The following is a 22,145-nucleotide window of genomic DNA, read 5'->3' as shown; positions in this document are numbered from 1 at the left end:
AAATGAAAAGAAGACTATTATTTGGCGAACGTATGTTATGGGGCGATGGAACCGAACCCTTCAATGCAGTCATTCCTTTTCGTCTACGGGGCATTTTTAAGGAAGAGGATATCCAACATGCGCTGGACAGACTACAGGAAAAACATCCCTGGTTACGGGCCCTGATAGCCTATGACGAGAGAAATGCTCCTTGGTTCAAAGTATCTGAATTGACCGTGCCTATTCCGGTACGATCAGTACGGCGAGCCAGCGAAGAGCATTGGCAGGAGGAATCCATACGAGAATGGCATTCCCCTTTTGATCATCAGGCACCTCTGGTTCGCTTTGTATGGATCCGGGGAGAAGAGATTTCCGATATGCTTTTTGTAGTTCACCATTGCCTCTGTGACGGTGGCTCTGCAATGGCTTTGTTGTACGCGTTCTTAAAAGTGCTGGACAATCCAGCAGCATTCATCGGGCACGAACAGCCTATCGGCGGCATCCAGGATGTCGTACCCGCAGATATTTTAAAGAATAAATCGGTACAGCTTAAGGCCAAATTAATCGGCCGTTTGGCCGCCTTCGCCATAAAATACATCCCCGTCCGCAAAAAAGCAGCCGACCGACAGGCGGACTATTTGATCCACTGGAAATTCAACAAGTCCATCAGCCGGAGGTTGGCCTCCTATTGCAAGTGCCTGGGGGTTACGGTCAATACTTTTTTGGCTTCTACCATACTGGATGCATTCCACAAAATACGTGGGGCCGCAGCTTTCAACAAGGTTTCCTGTCCGGTAGATATCCGCCGTTTTGCTCCGCAGGTTAAAGATGACCATATCTTTGCTTTCGGGCTGATGATTGTGCTTTCGTCAGACCGCAAGCGAACTCCGGTCGACAACCTGCAGATCATGCAGGCAGCAGTGAACCGTAAAACAGCCAAGCTGAATCCCTACCTCACAATGATGGTCATGGAGTCTGCCCACGACGCGCTGCACAACTTTACCAGGCTACTTAAACGGGGCCGCTCGTCCAACGACTGCATGTTTTCGAACCTGGGACGTCTTCATATTCCGGATCAATACCAATCCTTCAGCCTTGAAGCTATTTTCAGCCCTTCCGTCATCGGCCCTCTGGGTAATACAACAACCTTGGTCACCTCCACATTTAAGGAGCAAATGGATTTTTCGTTTGTGGGAAGTGAAGGCTATCTTCCAAAAGCGGAAGCAATGGCCATCCGTGATGCCATCATTGATTCCATAACACAACAAATAGATTATCAGACAGCATCATGATCAGGAGAACATTAATGATGGTGGAACGGATCATGTATGTGGATGCGGAGACACCTTTAAACTGTGTATTTGCTGCAAAAATTAGAGGTATCCTAGCTGCCAAAGATATTCAGCACGCACTGGATAAAATCCAACAAAAACACCCCCTACTGCGGTCATCTATCGACACCGCCGCAGCTAAGCCTACTTTCGTCGTCCACGAGAACATGCCCCCTATTCCGCTTCGTGTAATCGAACGCCAAACGGAGACGGACTGGCTATTGGCATCGGAGCGAGCATGGTATCACTCTTTTAAGGATACGACGCGACCCCTTGCCGAGCTGCTATGGATCAAAGGGCAGCATTGCTCCGAACTCCTGTGGGTACTGCCCCATTGCATATGTGATGGCACAAGCATTGTCACCCTGATGCGCGAACTCCTGTCGCTACTAGACGACCCAACGGCGCATCTGCCACCGTACTCCCTTTTCGGATCAGTCGACGAATTCCTCCCGGAAGGATTTAACCTGACTAAAAAATCCCGCAAGGCAAAATTCTACTTAGTCATGGCACGACTGCTCTTTTTCCTGCAACGCAAAAGCAAGCGGAAAAATGTTGGCCGAAACTATGCGCTTCACTGGAAGCTATCACCGCAAATTACAGCTAATATAACAGAACGCTGTAGAACGCTGGGGATAACGGTGCATGCCGCCTTATGCGCGGCGTTCATGCAAGCCTTTCAGAATATACAGGGGAAAAAGGCAAAAAATAAGGTTATCAGTCCGGTAGATATCCGACATTTTATTCCGGAAATCAGGCAGGATCACATGTTCGCTTTCGCTCCTACCGTCGAGCTCTCTCTAAAAAAAGGTGAATATAATCTACTGAAAAATGCTGTGTATCTTAAAGCAATGCTGCTGCAAAAAATGGAAAAGATAAATGCCCGTGAACTTTTGTGGCTAGGCGAACAGCTACATCCGCTTGTGGACCGTATGATTGCAATGCTGCAGACCAGCCGGGGTGGGCATGATATCACCTTATCGAATATGGGACGGATACAGATCCCGGTCCATTTCAAAAATTTCAGTGTAGAAAGCGTATTTAGTCCTACAGTAGCGTTCCCTTGGCTAAATGCGAATACCTTGGTAACAACGACCTACCGGGATCAAATGGACTTCTCGTTGATGTCGCACGAAGATTTTCTGCCGAAGGATGAAGCGAACAGAATTAAAGAACAGGCAATTGCATTATTGACATCGCTATAACATACGAATGATAACAGCATCACCACCAAAAAAAATAAAGAAAACGACACTCCGCCACTTTTTGAGAAAGCGTGTAATATACTATATTATTCCCAACGTCTGTTTTAACTTCCTGATCGCTTATGCCAGTTTTCAGGAGCTTGGATACACCCATTTTTTCGCCGGTCACCAAAGCCTTGCCCGATTAACGCTGCCCATGGCGATATTTCTGCCTGTTGTCCTGACAATGGACATCATCAAGCGCGTCATTGTGGCCATCGAACAGAAATCCATTGCGCTGGCGGTGGACGATAAACTGAAACGCCATGCTTTTATTACCAGGCTGTGCATTGCCCATGGCCTGGTTACCGGACTTTTGGTACTATCCTGCCTCCTTTTCGCACAATACAGCCTAACAGCTCACTACAAATTGAATGCAACGGCCATGGCAGCTCTCGATGCCCTGCTTGCAGGGCTGCTTTCGGTAATATTCACCTATTTACCCATACGCAGACTAAGGAAACATCTGTATAAACCCACCTTGACCATGGACGAAATACCGGCTGAGCAAGCTCCAACTGAGACACAAAGCGAGGAAAGACTCTCTTCAGGCCGATAGGCTAAGCGAGGTATACGCATGGATACCTTATTGAAGACAAACAGTGACTAAGACATAGCTTTGGTTAATGCATTTTCAGTAAGAAGTAGAAGATTGATTCGAACCTCATAGACCATAAAAGGTCGTAGGCCCTTTTCCTGACCCGAAACAAAAAAAGCCCTAACTTTCGTTAGAGCTTTTTATGTCGGGGTGGCAGGATTCGAACCTACGACCTCCACATCCCAAATGTGGCGCGATACCGGGCTACGCTACACCCCGAAAAGGTATCACCTTTGTTTTGTGTGGCACAAATATCGAATCATTTTTTTAATTTGTCAAGAGCTTTATGCAATTTTAAAACTAAAGCACTGATTGATTGCGGGATATTTTATCAGGGGTTAATCCTGTTGTATAAACATCGCTAAAAATCAGTTGTTATTTACTCCATTTCTGAACAAAACATGTTGCTGGCACAAGGAAAACAGCAATTATGGGAAACGGTAAAAAAGATGCTGGTCGAAAGCCAAAAGAAGACCCGTCAAAAGACTAGTTAACTCAGTTTGAGAATATTCAAAATAACTCTAGAGAATCGATTTCATTTTCATATCTTTGCATCCGATTTGAATAACAACGGATAGTTTTTTCAAAAACTATTTCCATATTCAAAAAATAAGTCGTAATATTGCATTCCGATTTTTACAGGATATAAATCGTTAATAATTACTCGAAATCATGGATTTAGTAAAATTTGTAGAAGAACAAGCGGTAGTAAAAAATGAAATTCCCGCTTTCAAAGCCGGAGATACCATCAGCGTTCATTATAAAATTCGCGAAGGAAATAAAGAGCGTGTTCAGGTGTACCAAGGTGTAGTAATCCAATTAAACAGCGAAGGTGCTAACGCTACTTTTACCGTTCGTAAAATCTCTAACGGTGTAGGTGTTGAACGTATTTTCCCTGTAAACTCGCCAAACATTGCCAAAATTGAAGTAAACAGCTACGGTAAAGTTCGTCGCGCTAAATTATTCTATTTGCGTGGCCTTACTGGTAAAGCTGCTCGTATTAAAACAAAACGAGTTTAATATCGAGTACAACACTATAAAAAAAGGCTTTGAAAACTTTCAAAGCCTTTTTTTATTTTCTGTCCTCTCCCTCCAACTTGCTTCGGCATACCCAAACTGTAATAAAATTAAGACAATACATCCTTGCCGAGCAATTACAGCACATCCAATTGCTTTGCTAAAACATTTTATTTACTTTTAGCCTCAATAAAATAACATGCGCAAAGGTCGACATTGAGGCGGCATGCTGAGTGAAAACCGATATGTATATGAGATGCAAGAAAAAAACAATGTGATGAGAAATATCCTGCTAGTAGTTGCCCTTACCTTACAGTCCATCAGCATTTTCGCGCAACGGAATCTCGAAGAATTCCACCGTTTACAGATTCAGCCGGCAATATACTATGTGCAGAAAACCCAGGAACAGATTTCCATTGACGGAAAAGCCGATGAGAAGTCTTGGATACTGACCCCCTGGACTTCCCCGTTCTGCGATATCGAAGGACCAAGCAGACCTGCTCCGACTCTGAACACACAAGTCAAAATGCTGTGGGATGAGGAAAACTTATATATCTATGCGAAATTAGACGAACCGCATATCAACGGCTACCTTCGGCAACCGGATACGATCATCTATCATGACAATGACTTTGAAGTGTTCCTCAAACCCAACCTTCGATCTCCAGACTATGTCGAAATCGAAGTCAATGCGCTAAATACTGTAATGGACCTGTTAATGACGAAACCATATCGTTTTGGCGGCAAGGCCAATCTAAACTGGGACACCAAAGGCCTCACAAGCGCCGTATACCATGAAGGCACGATCAATAATCCATCCGACCGGGATAAATTCTGGTCAGTCGAAATAAAGATCCCGGTCAAAAGCCTTAAGTATTTTGGTGAAGGACAACATATCAAGACCAATGAAGTGTGGAAAATAAACTTCTCCCGGGTACAATGGCATTACGACAGCACGGAAAAGGGATACACGAAAAGAAAAGATACTAACGGAAAACTGCTGTCCGAACAGAACTGGGTATGGTCTCCTATCGGTTTGATCAATATGCACTACCCCGAACGTTGGGGACATATTAAATTTGTGGAACATGCCGATCAGCACTTTTTGGATCGCTCATTCCTAACGATTGAAAAAATAGCTTGGAATATTTTTTATTTGCAAGAGATCTACAAACGCGAAAATAAGTGCTATGCCAGATCGTTGGCAGACCTCAATACATTATATCCAGGTCTCTCCGCGGACAGCAAGGCCTATGATATTACTTTTTCCAACGCGAACAACTTCTATCATGTTGAAATAAAGTCGAAATCGAAGCCCAGCCTAAAAGCAAGCATCGACAGTCAGGGGAATATTTATTTTTAATTTATTATTCGGCCGATCTGCAATTATAATTTTGAATAAAAATTGCTACCTTTGTATCCCGTACATAGAGCAACTATTTTGGTCATTTGACCACATAAAATTGAAATCCTTTAATTGTTATGACTAAATATATTTTTGTTACGGGCGGCGTTACTTCGTCGTTAGGGAAAGGTATTATTGCAGCCTCCCTTGCTAAACTTCTCCAGGCACGTGGCTACAAAGTGACCATTCAAAAATTCGACCCTTACATTAACATTGATCCCGGAACCTTAAATCCTTATGAGCACGGTGAATGCTATGTCACCGAGGATGGAGCTGAAACCGACCTTGACTTAGGTCACTATGAACGCTTCCTGAATGTTCCTACTTCCCAGGCGAACAATGTAACAACAGGCCGTATTTACCAGCATGTGATCCAGCAGGAACGTGAAGGCGCATATTTAGGAAAAACAGTTCAAGTCATTCCCCATATCACCGACGAGATCAAACGCCGCATGCAATTGCTGGGTGAATCTGGCAACTATGACATTATCATTACTGAGCTGGGCGGCACAGTCGGTGACATCGAATCGCTTCCTTTTGTGGAAGCCGTCAGACAGCTGCGCTGGGAACTTGGGGCGAATAACTCCTTAGTGATCCACCTGACACTGGTCCCCTACCTCGCTGCTGCAGGCGAGCTCAAAACAAAGCCAACCCAGCACTCAGTCAAAACTCTGCTGGAATATGGCGTACAGCCAGATATTCTGGTATGTCGTACAGAACATAAATTATCGCAGGAAATACGCAAAAAATTAGCGCAATTCTGTAATGTCAATATCAATGCTGTTGTAGAATCCATCGATGCATCCACCATATATGATGTACCGTTGTTGATGCTAAAAGAAAATCTGGATAAAACTGCGTTAACCAAGCTGAAACTTTCGAGCAAAAACGAACCTGATCTGGAAAATTGGAAAGCATTTTTGGGCAAGCTCAAAAATCCAACAAACGAGGTCAATATTGCCCTTGTGGGAAAATATGTTGAGCTTCCTGACGCATACAAGTCCATTACCGAAGGGTTTATTCATGCAGGAGCGAGCAATGAATGCAAGGTGAAGGTCAGCTATATCGCCGCTGAAAGTGTTACAAAGGAAAATGTTGCCGAGAAACTGAAAGGTATGGACGGAGTGCTGGTTGCGCCAGGATTTGGTGAACGCGGACTGGAAGGTAAATTAAACGCCATTCAGTATGTGCGCGAAAATCATATTCCATTTTTCGGTATCTGTCTGGGTATGCAATGCTCAGTTATCGAGTTCGGAAGAAACGTACTGGGACTGAAAGATGCCAACAGCTTTGAAATGGATGCGAATACCAGCAATCCGGTCATCAACCTAATGGAGGAGCAGAAAAACATCACCGATATGGGTGGAACAATGCGCTTAGGAGCCTATGACTGTGAAATCAAAAAAGGGACAAAAGCATTCGCGATCTATGGAAAAACAAAGATCTCAGAAAGACATCGTCACCGTTATGAGTTTAACAATGCCTATTTAAAACAATATGAAGCTGCCGGAATGATCGCTTCTGGCTTTAATCCGGAAACCGGTTTAGTTGAAATTGTCGAACTTAAAAATCATCCTTTTTTCGTTGCGGGACAATTTCATCCAGAATTAAAGTCAACTGTTGCAAATCCTCACCCACTTTTTGTTAGCTTTGTAGCCGCTGCTTTGGCGAACAAGAAATCAAAGTAGTGTAGAAGGATACAATTAATTAAGTTTAATTATTAAAAATGGATAGAAATACCCTAATTGGTTTGGTCCTGATGTTTGCTATCATCACTGGTTCGTTTTACCTGATGAAGCCCTCAGAATCGGAAATCAAACAAGAACAGGCGCGACAAGACGCAAAAGCGCAGGCAGCAAAGGGATTGCCTGTAAAGAATGACTCTATCGCAAAAGCAGCACAAACAGCAGCGACTGCAGATTCTGCTGAATTGAAGAAACCTTTTGGTGCTTCAAAATTTGGAACTGAAAAAATTATCACCCTCGAGAATGAATCGATCATTGCCAAAATCAGTACAAAAGGCGGTAAAGTAAAATCAGTCGAATTAAAAGGTGAAAAGAATTTCAATGGAAAACCATTGATGCTTTTTGATGGCGAGGACAATAAGTTTGGGTTCCTGTTCAACGCAGCGGGACAGAATATTTCAACAAACGATTTATACTTCCATACAGAGGCTACAGATATTCAAGTGACGGGCGAAGGCAAACAATCGGTTAAATTCAGGTTGAACTACAACGCAGATCAGTATATTGAATACGTATACTCCATCGCGGGCAAAGGCTATAATGTAGCACTTGATGTCAATACAAAAGGTATTCAGAACCTGATCCCGCAAAGCCAGAAAACATTAACCCTCAACTGGAATACAGCGCTCCGTCAAAAAGAGCAGAACATAGAATCTGAAAGACAGAAATCAACACTCTACTACAAAGAGGAGGATAAGGTAGACCACCTGTCCGAATCGAAAGATGACGACGAAGCACTGGAAAAGAAAGTACAGTGGATCGCTTTCAAACAGCATTATTTTTCCAATATTCTCAGCGCCAAAGACGGCTTTGTCAACGCCAAAGTCGACGTGAAGCACGCCACTGAGGGAGATGTTATCAAACTGTATAATACGAATGCAGAATTGAGTTTTGACAACCATAAGGATAATAATTACACATTAAATTTCTTCTTCGGCCCAAATCAGTACAATGTACTGAAGGCGGAGGGTAATGACTATCAGTCTATCATCAACATGGGCTGGGGTCCCATGCGGTGGATCAACCAGTGGATCACTGTACCGGTATTCAATTTTCTGGACGGCTTCCACATGAGTTATGGTATTGTTATTCTGCTGCTAACATTAATGCTGAAACTGATCCTATCACCAATGACATACAAGTCGTATGTATCGATGGCCAAAATGCGGGTCTTGAAACCACAGCTCGATGAGATCAAGGCAAAGGTCGGTGAAGACAACCAGATGTTGATGCAGCAGGAACAGATGAAATTGTATAAGCAGGTGGGCGTGAACCCTTTGGGTGGCTGTCTTCCGCTTCTTTTACAAATGCCATTTACCATTGCATTTTTCTACTTCTTTCCAAACTTATTTGAGCTGAGAGGACAGAGCTTCTTATTCATGAAGGATATGTCAACATACGACACCTTATTTACCTTCCCGGCAATATTTGGGTCCTTTAACCATATCTCATTGATGTGTATCCTAATGACCTTGACAACCTTGCTGACCACGTGGTACAACAATGCGACATCAGGAGCCACGGGACAGATGAAATACATGGGCTATATCATGCCACTGATTTTCTTCTTTGTCCTGAACAGTTTCCCTGCAGGTTTGAATTATTACTATTTTCTAAGTGCATTGTTCACATTCCTGACGCAGCTGGTAATCCGTTCAATGGTAGATGACGACAAAATCCTCGCGAAGCTGGAGGAAAATAAGAAAAATCCAAAAGTGGAGAAAAAATCGTCTTTTCAGGCCAAATTGGAAGAAATGATGCGTGCGCAACAACAAGCGCAACAAAACAAAAATAAATAGCAATATTTATCTTACTGATAGAGAAGGCTTCCTCAATGGAAGCCTTTCTTTGTTTATGGACTTGTGTAGCGGTTTGCCAAACCAAACGTTGACTATGGTGTTAATAATAAAAACACTACACATGAGATTGATAAAAATTATGATGCTGACCATGTCGATCCTGGGGCTGGCAAGTTGTTCGGTGATAAACAGAAGTGCTGATAAACCGCAGTCTGACAAAGCCGGCATGGACATCGTCGGAAAAAAATGGCAGTTAATTGAAGTGAATGGAAAAGCTGTTGCTGCAGAGATCAATGGCAGAATACCGTACCTACAGCTGGATGAAACACGCTACAGTGCGAACGGCGGCTGCAATGGAATCGGCGGTGAACTGACGCTGGAAAAAAATGGAAAGATCAAATTTTCAAAAGGTATGTCCACGATGATGGCTTGCCCCGATATGTCCATCGAGCGTGCTCTTTCTGCGGCTTTGCTCAGCACCGACAACTATACAGTGGATGGTAATATTCTCAACCTAAACAAAGCAAAGATGGCCCCGCTGGCCAAGTTCAGATTGCTCACTGCAGACCAACAGGACATCAGCGGCAGCTGGGAGCTCGATTATATCTCCGGTGCTCGCATAGCTTTCGAAGGACTTTATCCGCATCGTAAACCAACGATGAACTTCAGCGCCAAAGAAGGAAAAGTGAATGGCAACAGCAGCTGCAACAATTATAATGCAACCTTTAAAACAGCGGGCAATAAGATCAGCTTTGGGCCGATAATGTCGACGAAAATGGCTTGTGAAGGCAATGGTGAAGCGACATTTTTCTCCACCCTGGAAAAGGTAAATACGTATAGTGTCAGCGGCAATACATTGACCTTTATTATGGGCGACATCGCTGTGATGAGACTGCATCGTAAATAGCTCTTCGCTCAGCGCATATAAAAACAAACAAGGCGCCGATCCGGATCAGCGCCTGATTTGTTTTAATCCGCGGACCGCATACAACTTCTTTTCAGCAGTCTTTCATCTGTGTCAGACAAAGGCGCTGAATCCCGTGATGCTCCTTCCGACAATCAGCGAGTTGATCTCCTTTGTACCTTCATAAGAATAGATTGCCTCCGCATCGGCTAGAAATCTAGCGACGTTATATTCCAGTAAAATACCATTGCCGCCCATAACTTCCCTGGCCTTGGACACAATGTCTCGGGTACGTAACGAACAGAACACTTTAGCCAGAGAAGCATGTTCATCACGCAACTGTCCCGCATCCTGCAGTTCGGATAGCCTAAACACCAGCGTCTGCATCGCTGTCAGATTGGAGAGCATCTCCACCAAATGGTTCTGGATCAACTGGAAAGATGCGATGGGTTTACCAAATTGCTTTCTCTTTCGGGTATAGTCCAATGCATTTTCATAGGCGCCCCTGGCACAGCCTACAGCCATCCAGGCGACTCCCGCCCTTGTCATCTGAAGAACCTTACCCGTATCTTTGAAGGAATTCGCATTCTGCAAGCGGTCGGTTTCGGGAACAACACAATTATCCAGCGTAATAAGCCCATTTTGAACAATACGTAAGGCCATTTTATCCTTAATTTTTTCGACAGAAAAGCCGGGATTATCTTTACGGACAATGAAGCCTTTCACCTCTCCATCGTCGAGGTCCCTGGCCCAAATAATCGTCATATCGGAAAAGGTGGAATTGCCGATCCATTTCTTTTGGCCATTCAGCAACCAGCCGTCAGCAGTTTTCTTACAGGTCGTCGTCAGTCCGCCCGCAGCGCCCGATCCGACTTCGGGTTCGGTCAGACCAAAGGCGCCTATCACTTCCATCTTTTGCATCCTTGGCAGCCACTCCTGTTTCTGTTCATCCGAACCACAGATATAAATGGAGCCCATTGCCAGACCACTCTGCACACCAAAGAAAGTAGCTACCGATGCATCCACACGCGCAATTTCAGAGGCAATAATACCTTCCATTAACGAACTGCCGCCAGCACAGCCGTAGCCATCATAGGTATATCCACATATATTGAGCGCCGCCAGTTTAGGAACGATCTCGAAAGGGAATTCGTCCCGTAACCAATATTTGTTTACAATAGGCTTGACTTCCTGTTCCATGAATTCGCGTACTTTCAGCTGTAGCTCGCGATCAGCACCGGTCAGTTTGCTGTCCATATCATAAAAATCTCCATTTATTGCAGGCAGCTCTTTCTTTTCCTTGCCTGCACCGAGCATCTTTATCAGCCCCTGCAGCTGCTTGTCATCCATTTTTGAGACGGCATCCATCACCGCCCCCAAATCGACCTTCTTCGATATTTCTTCTAACTTGCCAAAGTCGATAGACTTGGCCAGATCCATGATATTCTTGACTTTATCAAACATAGTTGCAATATATTTTTAACAAAGGTGTTTCTTTTAAAATAAGAAAAATATTCCAAAATTGTTTGCTGCAACTCGACGGAACCCGTCATTATTTATTGCTGATCTTCAGAAGCCGAGCTTCACAAGAGCGCCAACACCCCAGCTCAAAAACAAGAAGACAAAATACAAAACACTGACAAACAGACGTTTGAATCTATTTTAAAAAAAATAGCTTTTTTTGGGTTACCTTTTTGGGTAACGTGTATTAAGAAATGAAAAAAGAAAATTATTTCAATTTAAATTAGAAAATTAGAAAATGAAAAACGCATTAAAATTCGGTTTCTTAGGTTTAGCTTTAACTGTAGCTTTCGCATCTTGTAACAATACAGAGAAAAAAGCTGAAGGTGCTAATGATTCAGTTGCTAACACATTGGATTCAGCTGCAAACACTTTAGATTCAGCTAAAACTACTCTTGATTCAGCTGCTAACAAAGTTGACTCTGCTGCAAACAAAGTTGATTCAGCTGCTACAAAATAATTCGGAACCGAATGAGTTATTTGAAGAGGTTTTTCGAAAGAGAAACCTCTCTTTTTTTAAAAAAAATAAAAAGCTGGGTTACCTTTTCAATTTATTGGTATAAACCCTTAAATAACAAGATTTGTAAATTATTTTAATTTTAATAAGATGAAAAACGCATTCAAATTAGGTTTCTTAGGATTAGCTCTAACAGTAGCTTTCGCATCATGTGGTGAAACTGGTAAAAAATCTGACGTTGCTACTGATTCTGCAAACACAGCTTTAGATTCAGCTAACACTGCATTGGATTCAGCTAATACAGCATTAGACTCAGCTAAAACTGCTGTTGATTCAGCTAAAACTGCTGTTGATTCTACTAAAGCTGCTCACTAATTCTTCGAAACAGAATTTTATCAGCATAGAGATGCCTCCTGACACAGGGGGCATTTTTTATATCTACCCAATTAAATTGCTAAGCTCCAAGCATTTTTTTACCTTTGCCAAAAAATCATTCAATCTATGGCTTTATCATCTCTAACAGCAGTTACGCCTATTGACGGACGCTATTACAATAATACCAATGAGCTTGCCGCTTTTTTTTCTGAGTTTGCCCTGATAAAATATCGGGTTCGTGTCGAAGTCGAGTATTTTATCGCACTGAGCGAATCCGGAATTCCGCAGCTACAGCATTTTGACAAAACATTGAACGAGAAGCTAAGAGATATCTACCGCAATTTTTCGGAGGAAGACGCTATATGGATCAAAAACACTGAAAAAGTAACCAATCATGATGTTAAGGCGGTTGAGTATTTTCTAAAAGATCAATTTGAGAAACTGGGCCTACAGGATTATCTTGAATTTATTCATTTCGGGCTCACCTCTCAAGATATCAACAATACAGCGATTCCCCTTTCCTGGAAAGAAGCCATTAAGGAAAGCTACATGCCTGCTATCGACGAACTGCTTCAGGAACTAAAGTCACTGGCAACATCTTGGTCAGATATCCCGATGCTTGCCCGTACGCATGGCCAGCCAGCATCGCCCACACGACTGGGTAAGGAATTGTACGTATTTATCGAACGCATCGAACGTCAGCTGCAGCTTTTGCATGCAGTACCCTATTCAGCCAAATTTGGCGGGGCAACAGGTAATTTTAATGCACATCATGTAGCCTATCCACATACCGATTGGGTAAGCTTTGGCAACAATTTCGTCAATATGGTCCTGGGACTGGACCGCTCGCAGACAACCACCCAGATCGAACATTATGATAACTTTGCCGCCAGCTGTGATGCACTGAAACGGATCAATACCATTATTATCGATCTATGCCGGGATATATGGACCTATATTTCGATGGAATATTTCAAGCAGAAAATTACCGCCGGACAAATTGGTTCTTCGGCCATGCCTCACAAAGTGAACCCGATTGATTTTGAGAATGCCGAAGGAAATCTCGGCATTGCCAATGCAATCTTCGAACATCTAGCCGCAAAACTGCCGGTTTCCCGCTTACAACGAGATCTGACGGACTCAACTGTCTTACGCAATATCGGTGTGCCGTTTGCCCATACGTTAATCGCTATAAAATCGACATTGAGAGGTTTACGCAAGCTCATCCTCAACGAGGCAGCTCTAGCCAATGATCTGGACAACAACTGGGCTGTGGTTGCTGAAGCATTGCAAACGATATTGCGGAGAGAAGGCTACCCCAAACCATATGAGGCATTGAAAGATCTTACACGCACCAACACACATGTGACACGTGAGACTATTGCCACATTTGTAGACAATCTCAACGTATCGGATGAGGTGAAAGCCGAGCTAAAGGCTATCAGTCCATCAAATTATACCGGCGTGTCTTTATAAGCTTTGACTTATAAATGACCTTAAGAGAACTTCTTTTGAACTATCTTTGTTTGGAATAAAAATTGAAATTCAAATGGCTACGATCAACGTATATACAGAATCTACTCCCAACCCTTCGACCATGAAATTTCTGGTCAATAAATTACTGATCAACGGGAGTGTGGATTTTCCAAATAAAGAAGCGGCACAGGATTCCCCTTTTGCTCAGGAACTGTTCAAGTTCAATTTTGTGAACGGCGTATTTTTTGCTAGCAATTTTGTAACGGTCACCAAAACGGATGATGCGGAGTGGGAAGATATCGAGGCCCTGTTAAAAGACTTTGTAAAAGGCGCAGTTGAATCTGAACTAGCCGTAAAGGCTGTCCACCATGACACCGAGGTAAACTTTGAAGGAACAGACACCGAAGTCAAGATCCAACAGGTTCTACATGATTACGTACGGCCCGCTGTTGAGCAAGATGGTGGTGCTATCCACTACAAGTCTTTCCATGAAGGTGTGGTGACTGTTGAATTAAAAGGTTCGTGCAGCGGCTGCCCTTCGTCTACCATCACGCTTAAAGCAGGTATAGAAGGCTTATTGAAACGCATGGTTCCCGAAGTGACCGAAGTGGTGGCAGAAGCCATGTAAATTTTCGTCAGCATAACTATAACAAAAAAAAGGATTCAGTAAAATTTGCTGAATCCTTTTTTTGGTCTGTGATCGCCTACCGCTTGGACGGCTTTCGCACAGCAATAGACCTCATGATATCCACCATATACACCTACTTCAGAAAACTGTCGTGCAACCGCAAATTGACGACGAATCCCCATATAAAGTTCAAATTTTCCTAGCCCCACCTTTCATGAGTAGTATTGGCCCAATAGCCCCGGGATGGGCGGGCAGGCACATCCATGCATACATGGTTACCGTCGACAAAAGGTCTTTTGTTTTCCACTCTGGAGATCAGCAAAGAAATTCACTTTTTAACAAGCATCTAGCTTAAAAATAGTTAACTTTACGACCAATTGTGAAACCAACAAAAAAAATGAGTGCAGATATTAACAAACTAGAACAAATTGCATCACAGGTAAGACGTGATATCGTACGTATGGTACACGCTTGTCAATCAGGCCACCCTGGTGGTTCATTAGGTTGTACAGATTACTTCGTGGCGCTTTATTTCAATGCAATGAAACGCAATTCCTCCTTTGACATGGATGGGAAAGGGGAAGATTTATTCTTCTTGTCAAACGGCCACATTTCGCCGGTATTTTACAGTACATTGGCGCGTGCGGGTTATTTTGAAGTGAGTGAATTGGCGACCTTCAGAAAAATCAATTCGAGACTTCAGGGCCACCCTACTACCCATGAAGGTCTTCCGGGTATCCGTGTGGCTTCAGGATCGTTGGGTCAGGGATTGTCTGTTGCGATTGGTGCAGCACAGGCAAAAAAATTGAATAAAGACAATAATCTAGTTTATGTATTGATGGGCGATGGCGAGCTGCAGGAAGGACAAGTCTGGGAAGCAGCGATGTATGCACCGCACAACAAGGTCGACAACCTAATTGCAGCTGTTGACTATAACAATGCTCAGATCGATGGATCGACGGATCAGGTATTATCATTGGGTGATTTACGCGCAAAATGGGAAGCTTTTGGCTGGGAGGTGATGGAAGTGGCGAAAGGAAATGATATGGCGTCTGTCGTAGCTGGCCTGGCAGAAGCGAAGTCACGTACCGGAAAAGGCAAACCGGTAGTTATCTTATTGCACACAGAAATGGGAAAAGGTGTTGATTTCATGATGGGTTCTCATAAATGGCACGGTGTGGCACCAAATGACGAACAGTTGGCATCGGCTTTAAATCAACTGACTGAAACTTTGGGAGATTACTAAGAATGAAACCGAGCTGTAGATAATGCTGTACTGTAGGTCAGTACTATTTACACCGAGTTCATCAGCCGACAAAAGAAAAAAATAATTAAATGAAAAAATATACTTACACAGAGTCAAAAGATACACGTTCGGGATTCGGCGCCGGCTTACTGGAAGCTGGAAAACAGGATGAGAATGTAGTTGCATTATGTGCAGATTTGATCGGTTCATTAAAAATGAACGATTTTATAAAAGAATTTCCAGAACGCTTTTTCCAGATTGGAATTGCTGAAGCGAACATGATGGGCATCGCTGCCGGCCTGACTATTGGCGGCAAGATTCCGTTTACAGGGACGTTTGCGAACTTCTCTACAGGCCGTGTTTACGACCAGATCCGTCAATCCATTGCTTATTCAGGCAAAAATGTGAAGATTGCTGCTTCACACGCAGGGTTAACTTTGGGAGAAGACGGGGCTACCCACCAAATTCTGGAAGATATCGGCTTAATGAAAATGCTACCGGGGATGACGGTGATCAACCCTTGCGATTTCAACCAGACAAAAGCAGCTACCATAGCCGCTGCGAAATACGATGGCCCTGTTTATTTGCGTTTCGGCCGTCCAGTAGTACCTAACTTTACTCCTGCCGACCAAGAATTTGTAATCGGAAAAGCAGTTTTGTTGAACGAAGGATCTGATGTGACGATCATTGCTACTGGACACTTAGTCTGGGAAGCAATTCAAGCGGGTGAAAAATTAGCAGAACTAGGCATCAACGCCGAAATTATCAATATTCACACCATTAAACCACTGGACGAAGAGGCCATCTTAAAATCTGTTGCTAAAACAAAATGTGTGGTGACTGCAGAGGAGCACAACCGCCTGGGAGGATTGGGTGACAGTGTAGCGCAGGTGCTGGCAAAAGCATTACCTAGCCCGCAGGAATACGTAGCTGTCAACGATAGCTTCGGCGAGTCTGGTACACCTGCACAATTAATGGAAAAATACGGACTGAATGCAGATGCAATCGTCGCTGCTGCTCAAAAAGTAATCAATAGAAAATAACAACACCACGCAGGTCAATATATGGATGACGCTTTAATTATAGCAAAATTCGCAGAAGAGAGTACGCGAGAAGAAGCTTTCCGTTCTTTGTTGAAAAAATATCAGCAAAAGATTTATTGGCATGTGCGAAGAATGGTAATCGATCATGATGATGCTGACGATGTCGTACAGGATATCTTTGTGAAAGTATGGAAAAACCTCGGTAATTTCCGCGAAGATTCGCAATTGTACACCTGGCTATATCGGATTGCAACCAACGAATGTATTACATTCTTAAATAAGAAAAAGCAAAAGCAGAACGTGTCGTTGGATGACGACACCTCTGCTTATTTAGCAGAAACACTTGCTGATGGCAATTACTTTAGCGGCGACAAAGCCCAAATGAAATTGCAGCAGGCTCTATTAACATTACCCGAAAAGCAGAAATTGGTTTTTAACATGAAATATTTTGAAGATATGAAGTATGAGGAAATTTCTGAGGTTCTTGGCACAAGTGTCGGCGCATTGAAGGCATCTTATCACTTAGCTGTCAAAAAAATAGAGTCTTTTTTTAACAACCACGATTAAACCTTTTAGCGAAATCGGGCTCTAACAGATACTATGAAGGAAAATAGTACATATCATGATGGGCTGGAACCTACTAATCTTCCAGAATCATTGCGTAAAAATCCTTTTGGCGTGCCTGAAAACTATTTCGAGGATTTAGAATCGAAAATAATAGCGCATGTCAGCTTGGGTAAATGCAGTGACGAAGATGTATTTGAGGTGCCCGAAGGATATTTTGACAGCCTTCCTGATCGTATTATGGGCGGAATTGCTATGGAATCCATAGCGGCCATAAATGACTTCGATATCCCTGAGCATTACGAAGCTGTATTGACCGACAGCATCTTTCATCGCATTGCAGAGGAAAAACTAAAAGAAAAGATTCAATCCGACGGCTTTAAGGTCCCTGTAAATTACGAACATGCACTTGAATACGACATCTTTGCCCGTATCACGGCGGAGGAATTAAAGAATACGGTTCCAACAGATGGATTTACGATCCCGGCGGATTATATGCAGGCCCTTGAAAGTAGCATATTTGCACGTATAGCAACGGAGAAATTAAAAAATAGTATTTCTACCGACGGATATACGGTCCCGGGGGACTATGAACAAACACTTGAAGACAATATATTTGCCCGTATTGCTGTAGACCAATTGAAGCAGAAGGTTTCAAACGATGGTTTTGAGGTACCGCCACATTATTTTGAGCGACTTTCGGACACGATCGTTGACACGATCCGACATAACGATAATGTCGTACTGCCGGAAACACCGATCCGCCGGCTCGGACGGCCTAAAAAATGGTACGCACGTTATGCTGTTGCGGCCTCACTGACAATGACACTCGGACTAGGTGGGTATTGGGGATATCAATATCAGTCGCAAAACACGATTTCTGCAGATAATACGGCTGAACAGCAGTTGAGCCAGCATCTATCGGAAATCCCTAAACAGGAAATTATTAATTACCTTGCGGCTTCAGCATCGGGAGACGATATGATATATATGTCTCAATACACTGACGAAACCAATCTTCCGACAAAAGGATTTGGAACGAATGTATCTAAACAAGACATAGAAGATTATCTAAATTATAGCTTATAATGATGTTCGATAAAAAAAACATATGGATAACATTGTTCTTTAGTATATTCTCTATCGCTTTGGGCTTTTCACAAGACAGAAATCGATTTCAGGCTATTGAAAATGAGAAGATCGCTTACATTACTAAAGAACTCAATCTGACGCCGAGGGAAGCGCAGCAATTCTTTCCTTTGTACAATGAATATAGCCAGACGCTGTGGGATTTAAGGAAAGCAAAGTTAAACGGTGCTCCTAAAAATAGTTTTCGGGGTGGCTCCAGAGATGTACTGCAATACGATGCCAAAGAGGTAGAGGTAAAAAAAGAATACCGGTCAAAATTTGCCAAAGTCATCGGAAATGCACGTGCATCCCAATTCTTCGAAGTGGAACAGGAATTTCGGGAACATCTGTACAAATCATTACAGCGAAAAAAATAATCGCAAAAATAAAGGAGAAGTCTTCAGGACTTCTTTTTTTATTTTCGGACATTTGTACCATCATGCTAAGTAATAGAGAATTGTTTTTAATGAACACCGCGCAGACCTCGAGCTCCCCTAGACTGGTCGAGGTGGTTAAAGCCGAAGGTGTATACCTATACGGCCCTAATGGAGAAGAGTATATGGACCTGGTCTCAGGGTTCAATGTAAGCAATATAGGACATCGTCATCCCCGGGTGCTCGATGCAATAAAAGAGCAGCTGGACCAGTATTTACATGTCACTGTCTACGGTGAGTTCGTGCAGGCGCCACAGGTGCAGTTTGCCACAGAGTTATTAGCGGAGCTACCCGCCCACTTCCAGTCTGTATACTTTACCAACAGCGGTACGGAAGCAGTGGAGGGAGCCATGAAAATCGCTAAAAAATATACTGGAAGAAGGCAAATCCTCGCCGCGAAAAAGGCCTATCATGGAAGTACGCAAGGTGCATTGAGCCTCATTGGGAATGAGGACTATCGCCGGGCATACGCTCCGCTTCTGCCGGAGATAGACTTTATCAGCTTCAATGATATGGAGGACCTCGACAAGATTACGGCAAGCACTGCCGCAGTAATTTTGGAAGCTATACAGGGCGAGGCTGGCATTAGAGTTCCGGATGTCACTTACATGCAGGCGGTAAGAAAACGTTGTGACGAAACCGGCACCTTGCTGATTTTTGATGAAATCCAGACCGGCTTCGGACGTACAGGGAAACTATTCGCTTTTGAACATTTTGGTATTGTGCCTGACATTCTCATGCTGGCAAAAGGCATTGGCGGTGGCATGCCACTGGGTGCTTTTGTCGCCCCAAAAGAACTAATGGATGTCATTAAAGACAATCCCATACTTGGCCATATTACGACCTTTGGTGGCCATCCCGTAAGTTGTGCAGCTGCAAGAGCTTCGCTCGCGGTAATTAAAGAAGAAAAGTTAATTGAACAGGTTGAGTATAAGGCGAGCCTATTCCGACAGCAGCTTCACCACCCTTCGGTCAGAGAGATCAGGGGACTAGGGCTGATGATGTGTCTACAGCTGGATTCTTTCGAGCAAGTGTACCAGGTCAGCAAATACTGCGCTGATCATGGTGTCATGATCGACTGGTACCTTCATTGCGAGACCGCGCTCCGCATCGCGCCCCCGTTGACGATTACGGAATCCGAAATAGAAAAAGCCTGTAACATCATTATGAAAGGTTTGGAAAAGTGTACTTAAAGTACGTAACTTTAGGTATAACAAAACCTAATAATGAACACAGACCGCAGATCATTTATCAAAAAAAGCATTATTGGTGCTGGCCTTCTAACCAGCGCCAATATATTGGGCAACGAAGCTTTTGCCCACGAAGAAGCCGCCAGACCTTCCAAAATAAGTTTAAGCAAGGGAGACGTTATCCTCTTTCAGGGCGACTCGATTACCGATGTCGGCCGTGACAGAAATAACCGCAATGCCAACGATCCGGTAGCCCTGGGCCGGGGCTATGCGTTGCTCGCAGCCAGCCAGCTCCTCAATAAGTATGCTGCAAAGGAACTGAAAATTTACAATACCGGTATCAGCGGCAACCGCGTCCCCGATCTTCAAAAACGCTGGGCCGAGGACACGGTGGCACTCAAACCCGCAGTACTGAGCATTTTGATTGGTGTTAACGACTTTTGGCGGACAATAGACCGCGGTGCTAAAACTACCGTTGAAGAATACAAAGCGCAATATCAGCAACTGTTGCAGGAAACCTTACGGCAGCTTCCCGATGTGAAGTTAATTATCGGTGAACCTTTTGCTGTCAGAGGAGTGGGACACATCACAGAAGCCTGGTATCCCAAATTTCTGGATTATCAAGAAGCTGCACGTGATATAGCTCAAGAATTTAATGCGATACTTATACCCTATCAAAAAATATACGATAACGCCCAGAAAACGGCGCCCGGAGCTTATTGGGCTGCTGATGGAGTTCATCCAACACTTGCTGGTGCACAGCTCATGGCTAACGCCTGGATGGACTGCATCAAATAAAAAAAGGGCGGATAAGCTGCATATAACATCCGCCCTTCTCTTTTTATCTTACGACACCTCTTTATAAGGTGTCTTTTGCAAGTCTGGCAAATAATATGCAACCACGCCGATCAAAGGTAGGTAGGAGCACAAGTGATAGATAAACTCGATGGAAGTATGATCTGCCTGCCATCCGAGCACAGCCGATCCTATTCCCCCCATCCCAAAAGCAAAACCATAAAACAAACCCGAGACCATGCCTAGTTTTTTAGGTAACAGCTCCTGAGCATACACGATAATTGCCGGAAAGGCAGATGACAATATCAGACCGATAATAACAATTAAGATCCCGGTCATGGTAAGCCCCACATAAGGAAGCGCTAAGGCGAAGGGTGCCACCCCCAGCACGGAGAACCATATAACATATTTCCTACCAAAGCGGTCTCCGAAAGCTCCTCCTAATAAAGTGCCCAAAGCGACAGCAATCAGAAAATAAAACAGGTATACCTGTGCCTCAACTTCATTGATCCCGAATTTTTTTATCGTATAAAACTGAAAATAGTTGGTGATACTGGCAATATAAAAATATTTGGACACGATCAATAACAACAGGATAATCACCGTCGTCACGATACGTGAATTGGGAAGATCCGGTACACGGATAATCTTCCTGACAGACCGGGACACATGTTCAAGACGGCGCTTGTACCAAGTCCCGATATAATACGAAATAAATTGGCCGACGATCGTAAATAAGCACATCCAGGCGATAGCTTGTTGCCCTCGGGGCAGTACCAGAAAGGCCACAATAATCGGTGCTAATGCTGTACCGGCATTCCCGCCAATCTGGAAAATCGACTGTGCCATACTCCGCCTTCCGCCGGAAGCCATATACGCTACCCTGGAGGATTCCGGATGAAAGATCGAAGATCCTATACCGACTAAGAAAACAGCAACTAAAATCCAGGCATAGCTGTGCGCCTGAGAAAACAGCAACATCCCAACCAGGGAAAACGACATACCGATAATCTGAGAGTAAGGCACGGGACGCCGATCGGTAAAGGAACCTACAACAGGCTGAAAAATGGAAGCCGCAATCTGATACACCAGAGTAATCATACCCACTTGTGAAAAACTCAGATGATGTTCCTCCTTCAGAAGCGGATACGTTGCCGGAATCACCCCCTGGATCAAATCATTCAGCAGGTGAACCATACTTACGGCAAACAAAATCGAAAAAATAGGCCTAGTTGTTTTTTCTTTGATCATGATCTCACTCGCATT

General features: G+C 43.7%; 21 protein-coding genes and 1 tRNA gene. 19 read left to right on the top strand and 3 right to left on the bottom strand.

The window, feature by feature from the left end; all coding sequences use genetic code 11:
* Positions 1–2: 2 nt before the first annotated feature.
* Genes FGL37_RS11715 through FGL37_RS11705 form a run of 3 tightly spaced genes read left to right on the top strand, consistent with a single transcriptional unit; the run spans position 3 to position 3,113 of the window.
* On the top strand, positions 3–1,271 hold the full coding sequence (locus tag FGL37_RS11715; protein WP_028070554.1) for a condensation domain-containing protein: 1,269 nt from the start codon (positions 3–5) through the stop codon (positions 1,269–1,271).
* Entirely contained in the window at positions 1,268–2,515 is a 1,248-nt protein-coding gene (locus tag FGL37_RS11710) for a condensation domain-containing protein (protein WP_028070555.1), read from the top strand. Before FGL37_RS11715 ends, FGL37_RS11710 begins: the two co-directional genes overlap by 4 nt.
* 7 nt (positions 2,516–2,522) lie before the next feature.
* Positions 2,523–3,113 (top strand): hypothetical protein, encoded by a 591-nt coding sequence (locus tag FGL37_RS11705; RefSeq protein ID WP_051607025.1) that lies wholly within the window; start codon positions 2,523–2,525, stop codon positions 3,111–3,113.
* 184 nt (positions 3,114–3,297) lie between these two features.
* Here the strand turns inward: FGL37_RS11705 and FGL37_RS11700 are convergent.
* Positions 3,298–3,371: transfer RNA gene (locus FGL37_RS11700), tRNA-Pro, on the bottom strand.
* 453 nt (positions 3,372–3,824) lie between these two features.
* Here FGL37_RS11700 and rplS point away from each other — a divergent pair.
* The 5 genes from rplS to FGL37_RS11675 all read left to right on the top strand — a co-directional run bounded on the left by rplS (position 3,825) and on the right by FGL37_RS11675 (position 10,025).
* Positions 3,825–4,172 (top strand): 50S ribosomal protein L19, encoded by a 348-nt coding sequence (rplS, locus tag FGL37_RS11695; protein WP_028070556.1) that lies wholly within the window; start codon positions 3,825–3,827, stop codon positions 4,170–4,172.
* Between the two features lie 274 nt (positions 4,173–4,446).
* Positions 4,447–5,532: a carbohydrate-binding family 9-like protein gene (locus tag FGL37_RS11690; RefSeq protein WP_081817911.1), complete on the top strand. Its 1,086-nt coding sequence runs from the start codon at positions 4,447–4,449 to the stop codon at positions 5,530–5,532.
* Positions 5,533–5,651: 119 nt separating this feature from the next.
* Complete coding sequence (pyrG, locus tag FGL37_RS11685) at positions 5,652–7,262, top strand: CTP synthase (RefSeq protein WP_028070557.1); 1,611 nt, start codon at positions 5,652–5,654, stop codon at positions 7,260–7,262.
* Positions 7,263–7,300: 38 nt separating this feature from the next.
* Complete coding sequence (yidC, locus tag FGL37_RS11680) at positions 7,301–9,118, top strand: membrane protein insertase YidC (RefSeq protein ID WP_028070558.1); 1,818 nt, start codon at positions 7,301–7,303, stop codon at positions 9,116–9,118.
* A gap of 121 nt (positions 9,119–9,239) precedes the next feature.
* Positions 9,240–10,025 (top strand): META domain-containing protein, encoded by a 786-nt coding sequence (locus FGL37_RS11675; RefSeq protein ID WP_028070559.1) that lies wholly within the window; start codon positions 9,240–9,242, stop codon positions 10,023–10,025.
* A 111-nt stretch (positions 10,026–10,136) separates the two neighbouring features.
* On the opposite strand, the gene FGL37_RS11670 is transcribed toward FGL37_RS11675, so the two are convergent.
* Entirely contained in the window at positions 10,137–11,486 is a 1,350-nt protein-coding gene (locus FGL37_RS11670) for an acyl-CoA dehydrogenase family protein (RefSeq protein ID WP_197734466.1), read from the bottom strand.
* A 295-nt stretch (positions 11,487–11,781) separates the two neighbouring features.
* Here FGL37_RS11670 and FGL37_RS11665 point away from each other — a divergent pair, with 295 nt between their 5' ends.
* The 11 genes from FGL37_RS11665 to FGL37_RS11615 all read left to right on the top strand — a co-directional run bounded on the left by FGL37_RS11665 (position 11,782) and on the right by FGL37_RS11615 (position 20,882).
* Positions 11,782–12,003 carry a PG1828 family lipoprotein gene (locus FGL37_RS11665; RefSeq protein WP_028070561.1) on the top strand — a complete coding sequence of 74 codons (222 nt, stop codon included), beginning with the start codon at positions 11,782–11,784 and terminating at the stop codon, positions 12,001–12,003.
* A 147-nt stretch (positions 12,004–12,150) separates the two neighbouring features.
* The gene (locus tag FGL37_RS11660) at positions 12,151–12,375 is read left to right on the top strand and encodes a hypothetical protein (protein ID WP_028070562.1); all 225 of its coding nucleotides are present in this window, start codon (positions 12,151–12,153) and stop codon (positions 12,373–12,375) included.
* A 126-nt stretch (positions 12,376–12,501) separates the two neighbouring features.
* Complete coding sequence (gene purB, locus FGL37_RS11655; RefSeq protein ID WP_028070563.1) at positions 12,502–13,851, top strand: adenylosuccinate lyase; 1,350 nt, start codon at positions 12,502–12,504, stop codon at positions 13,849–13,851.
* 73 nt (positions 13,852–13,924) lie between these two features.
* A complete protein-coding gene (locus tag FGL37_RS11650) occupies positions 13,925–14,479 on the top strand; it encodes a NifU family protein (protein WP_028070564.1) in 555 nt (184 codons plus the stop codon).
* A 397-nt stretch (positions 14,480–14,876) separates the two neighbouring features.
* Positions 14,877–15,725 (top strand): transketolase, encoded by an 849-nt coding sequence (locus FGL37_RS11645; protein ID WP_028070565.1) that lies wholly within the window; start codon positions 14,877–14,879, stop codon positions 15,723–15,725.
* A gap of 89 nt (positions 15,726–15,814) precedes the next feature.
* Complete coding sequence (locus tag FGL37_RS11640; protein ID WP_028070566.1) at positions 15,815–16,768, top strand: transketolase family protein; 954 nt, start codon at positions 15,815–15,817, stop codon at positions 16,766–16,768.
* A gap of 21 nt (positions 16,769–16,789) precedes the next feature.
* The gene (locus tag FGL37_RS11635) at positions 16,790–17,335 is read left to right on the top strand and encodes an RNA polymerase sigma factor (RefSeq protein ID WP_028070567.1); all 546 of its coding nucleotides are present in this window, start codon (positions 16,790–16,792) and stop codon (positions 17,333–17,335) included.
* 33 nt (positions 17,336–17,368) lie between these two features.
* Positions 17,369–18,421, top strand: coding sequence for a hypothetical protein (locus FGL37_RS11630; protein WP_028070568.1), 1,053 nt, complete (start codon positions 17,369–17,371; stop codon positions 18,419–18,421).
* Complete coding sequence (locus FGL37_RS11625; RefSeq protein ID WP_232048683.1) at positions 18,421–18,837, top strand: hypothetical protein; 417 nt, start codon at positions 18,421–18,423, stop codon at positions 18,835–18,837. Before FGL37_RS11630 ends, FGL37_RS11625 begins: the two co-directional genes overlap by 1 nt.
* Positions 18,838–18,899: 62 nt before the next feature.
* Positions 18,900–20,087 (top strand): aspartate aminotransferase family protein, encoded by a 1,188-nt coding sequence (locus FGL37_RS11620; protein WP_028070570.1) that lies wholly within the window; start codon positions 18,900–18,902, stop codon positions 20,085–20,087.
* A gap of 33 nt (positions 20,088–20,120) precedes the next feature.
* Positions 20,121–20,882 carry an SGNH/GDSL hydrolase family protein gene (locus FGL37_RS11615; RefSeq protein ID WP_028070571.1) on the top strand — a complete coding sequence of 254 codons (762 nt, stop codon included), beginning with the start codon at positions 20,121–20,123 and terminating at the stop codon, positions 20,880–20,882.
* A gap of 48 nt (positions 20,883–20,930) precedes the next feature.
* Here FGL37_RS11615 and FGL37_RS11610 read toward each other — a convergent pair whose 3' ends face one another.
* Positions 20,931–22,130 carry an MFS transporter gene (locus tag FGL37_RS11610; RefSeq protein ID WP_037533675.1) on the bottom strand — a complete coding sequence of 400 codons (1,200 nt, stop codon included), beginning with the start codon at positions 22,128–22,130 and terminating at the stop codon, positions 20,931–20,933.
* Positions 22,131–22,145: the final 15 nt, after the last annotated feature.

Origin of the sequence: Sphingobacterium thalpophilum (assembly GCF_901482695.1) — a bacterium.
In the GTDB taxonomy this organism is placed as follows: domain Bacteria; phylum Bacteroidota; class Bacteroidia; order Sphingobacteriales; family Sphingobacteriaceae; genus Sphingobacterium; species Sphingobacterium thalpophilum.
Note: the sequence above shows the minus strand (reverse complement) of the source record. Positions and strands in the feature narration are given on the sequence as shown.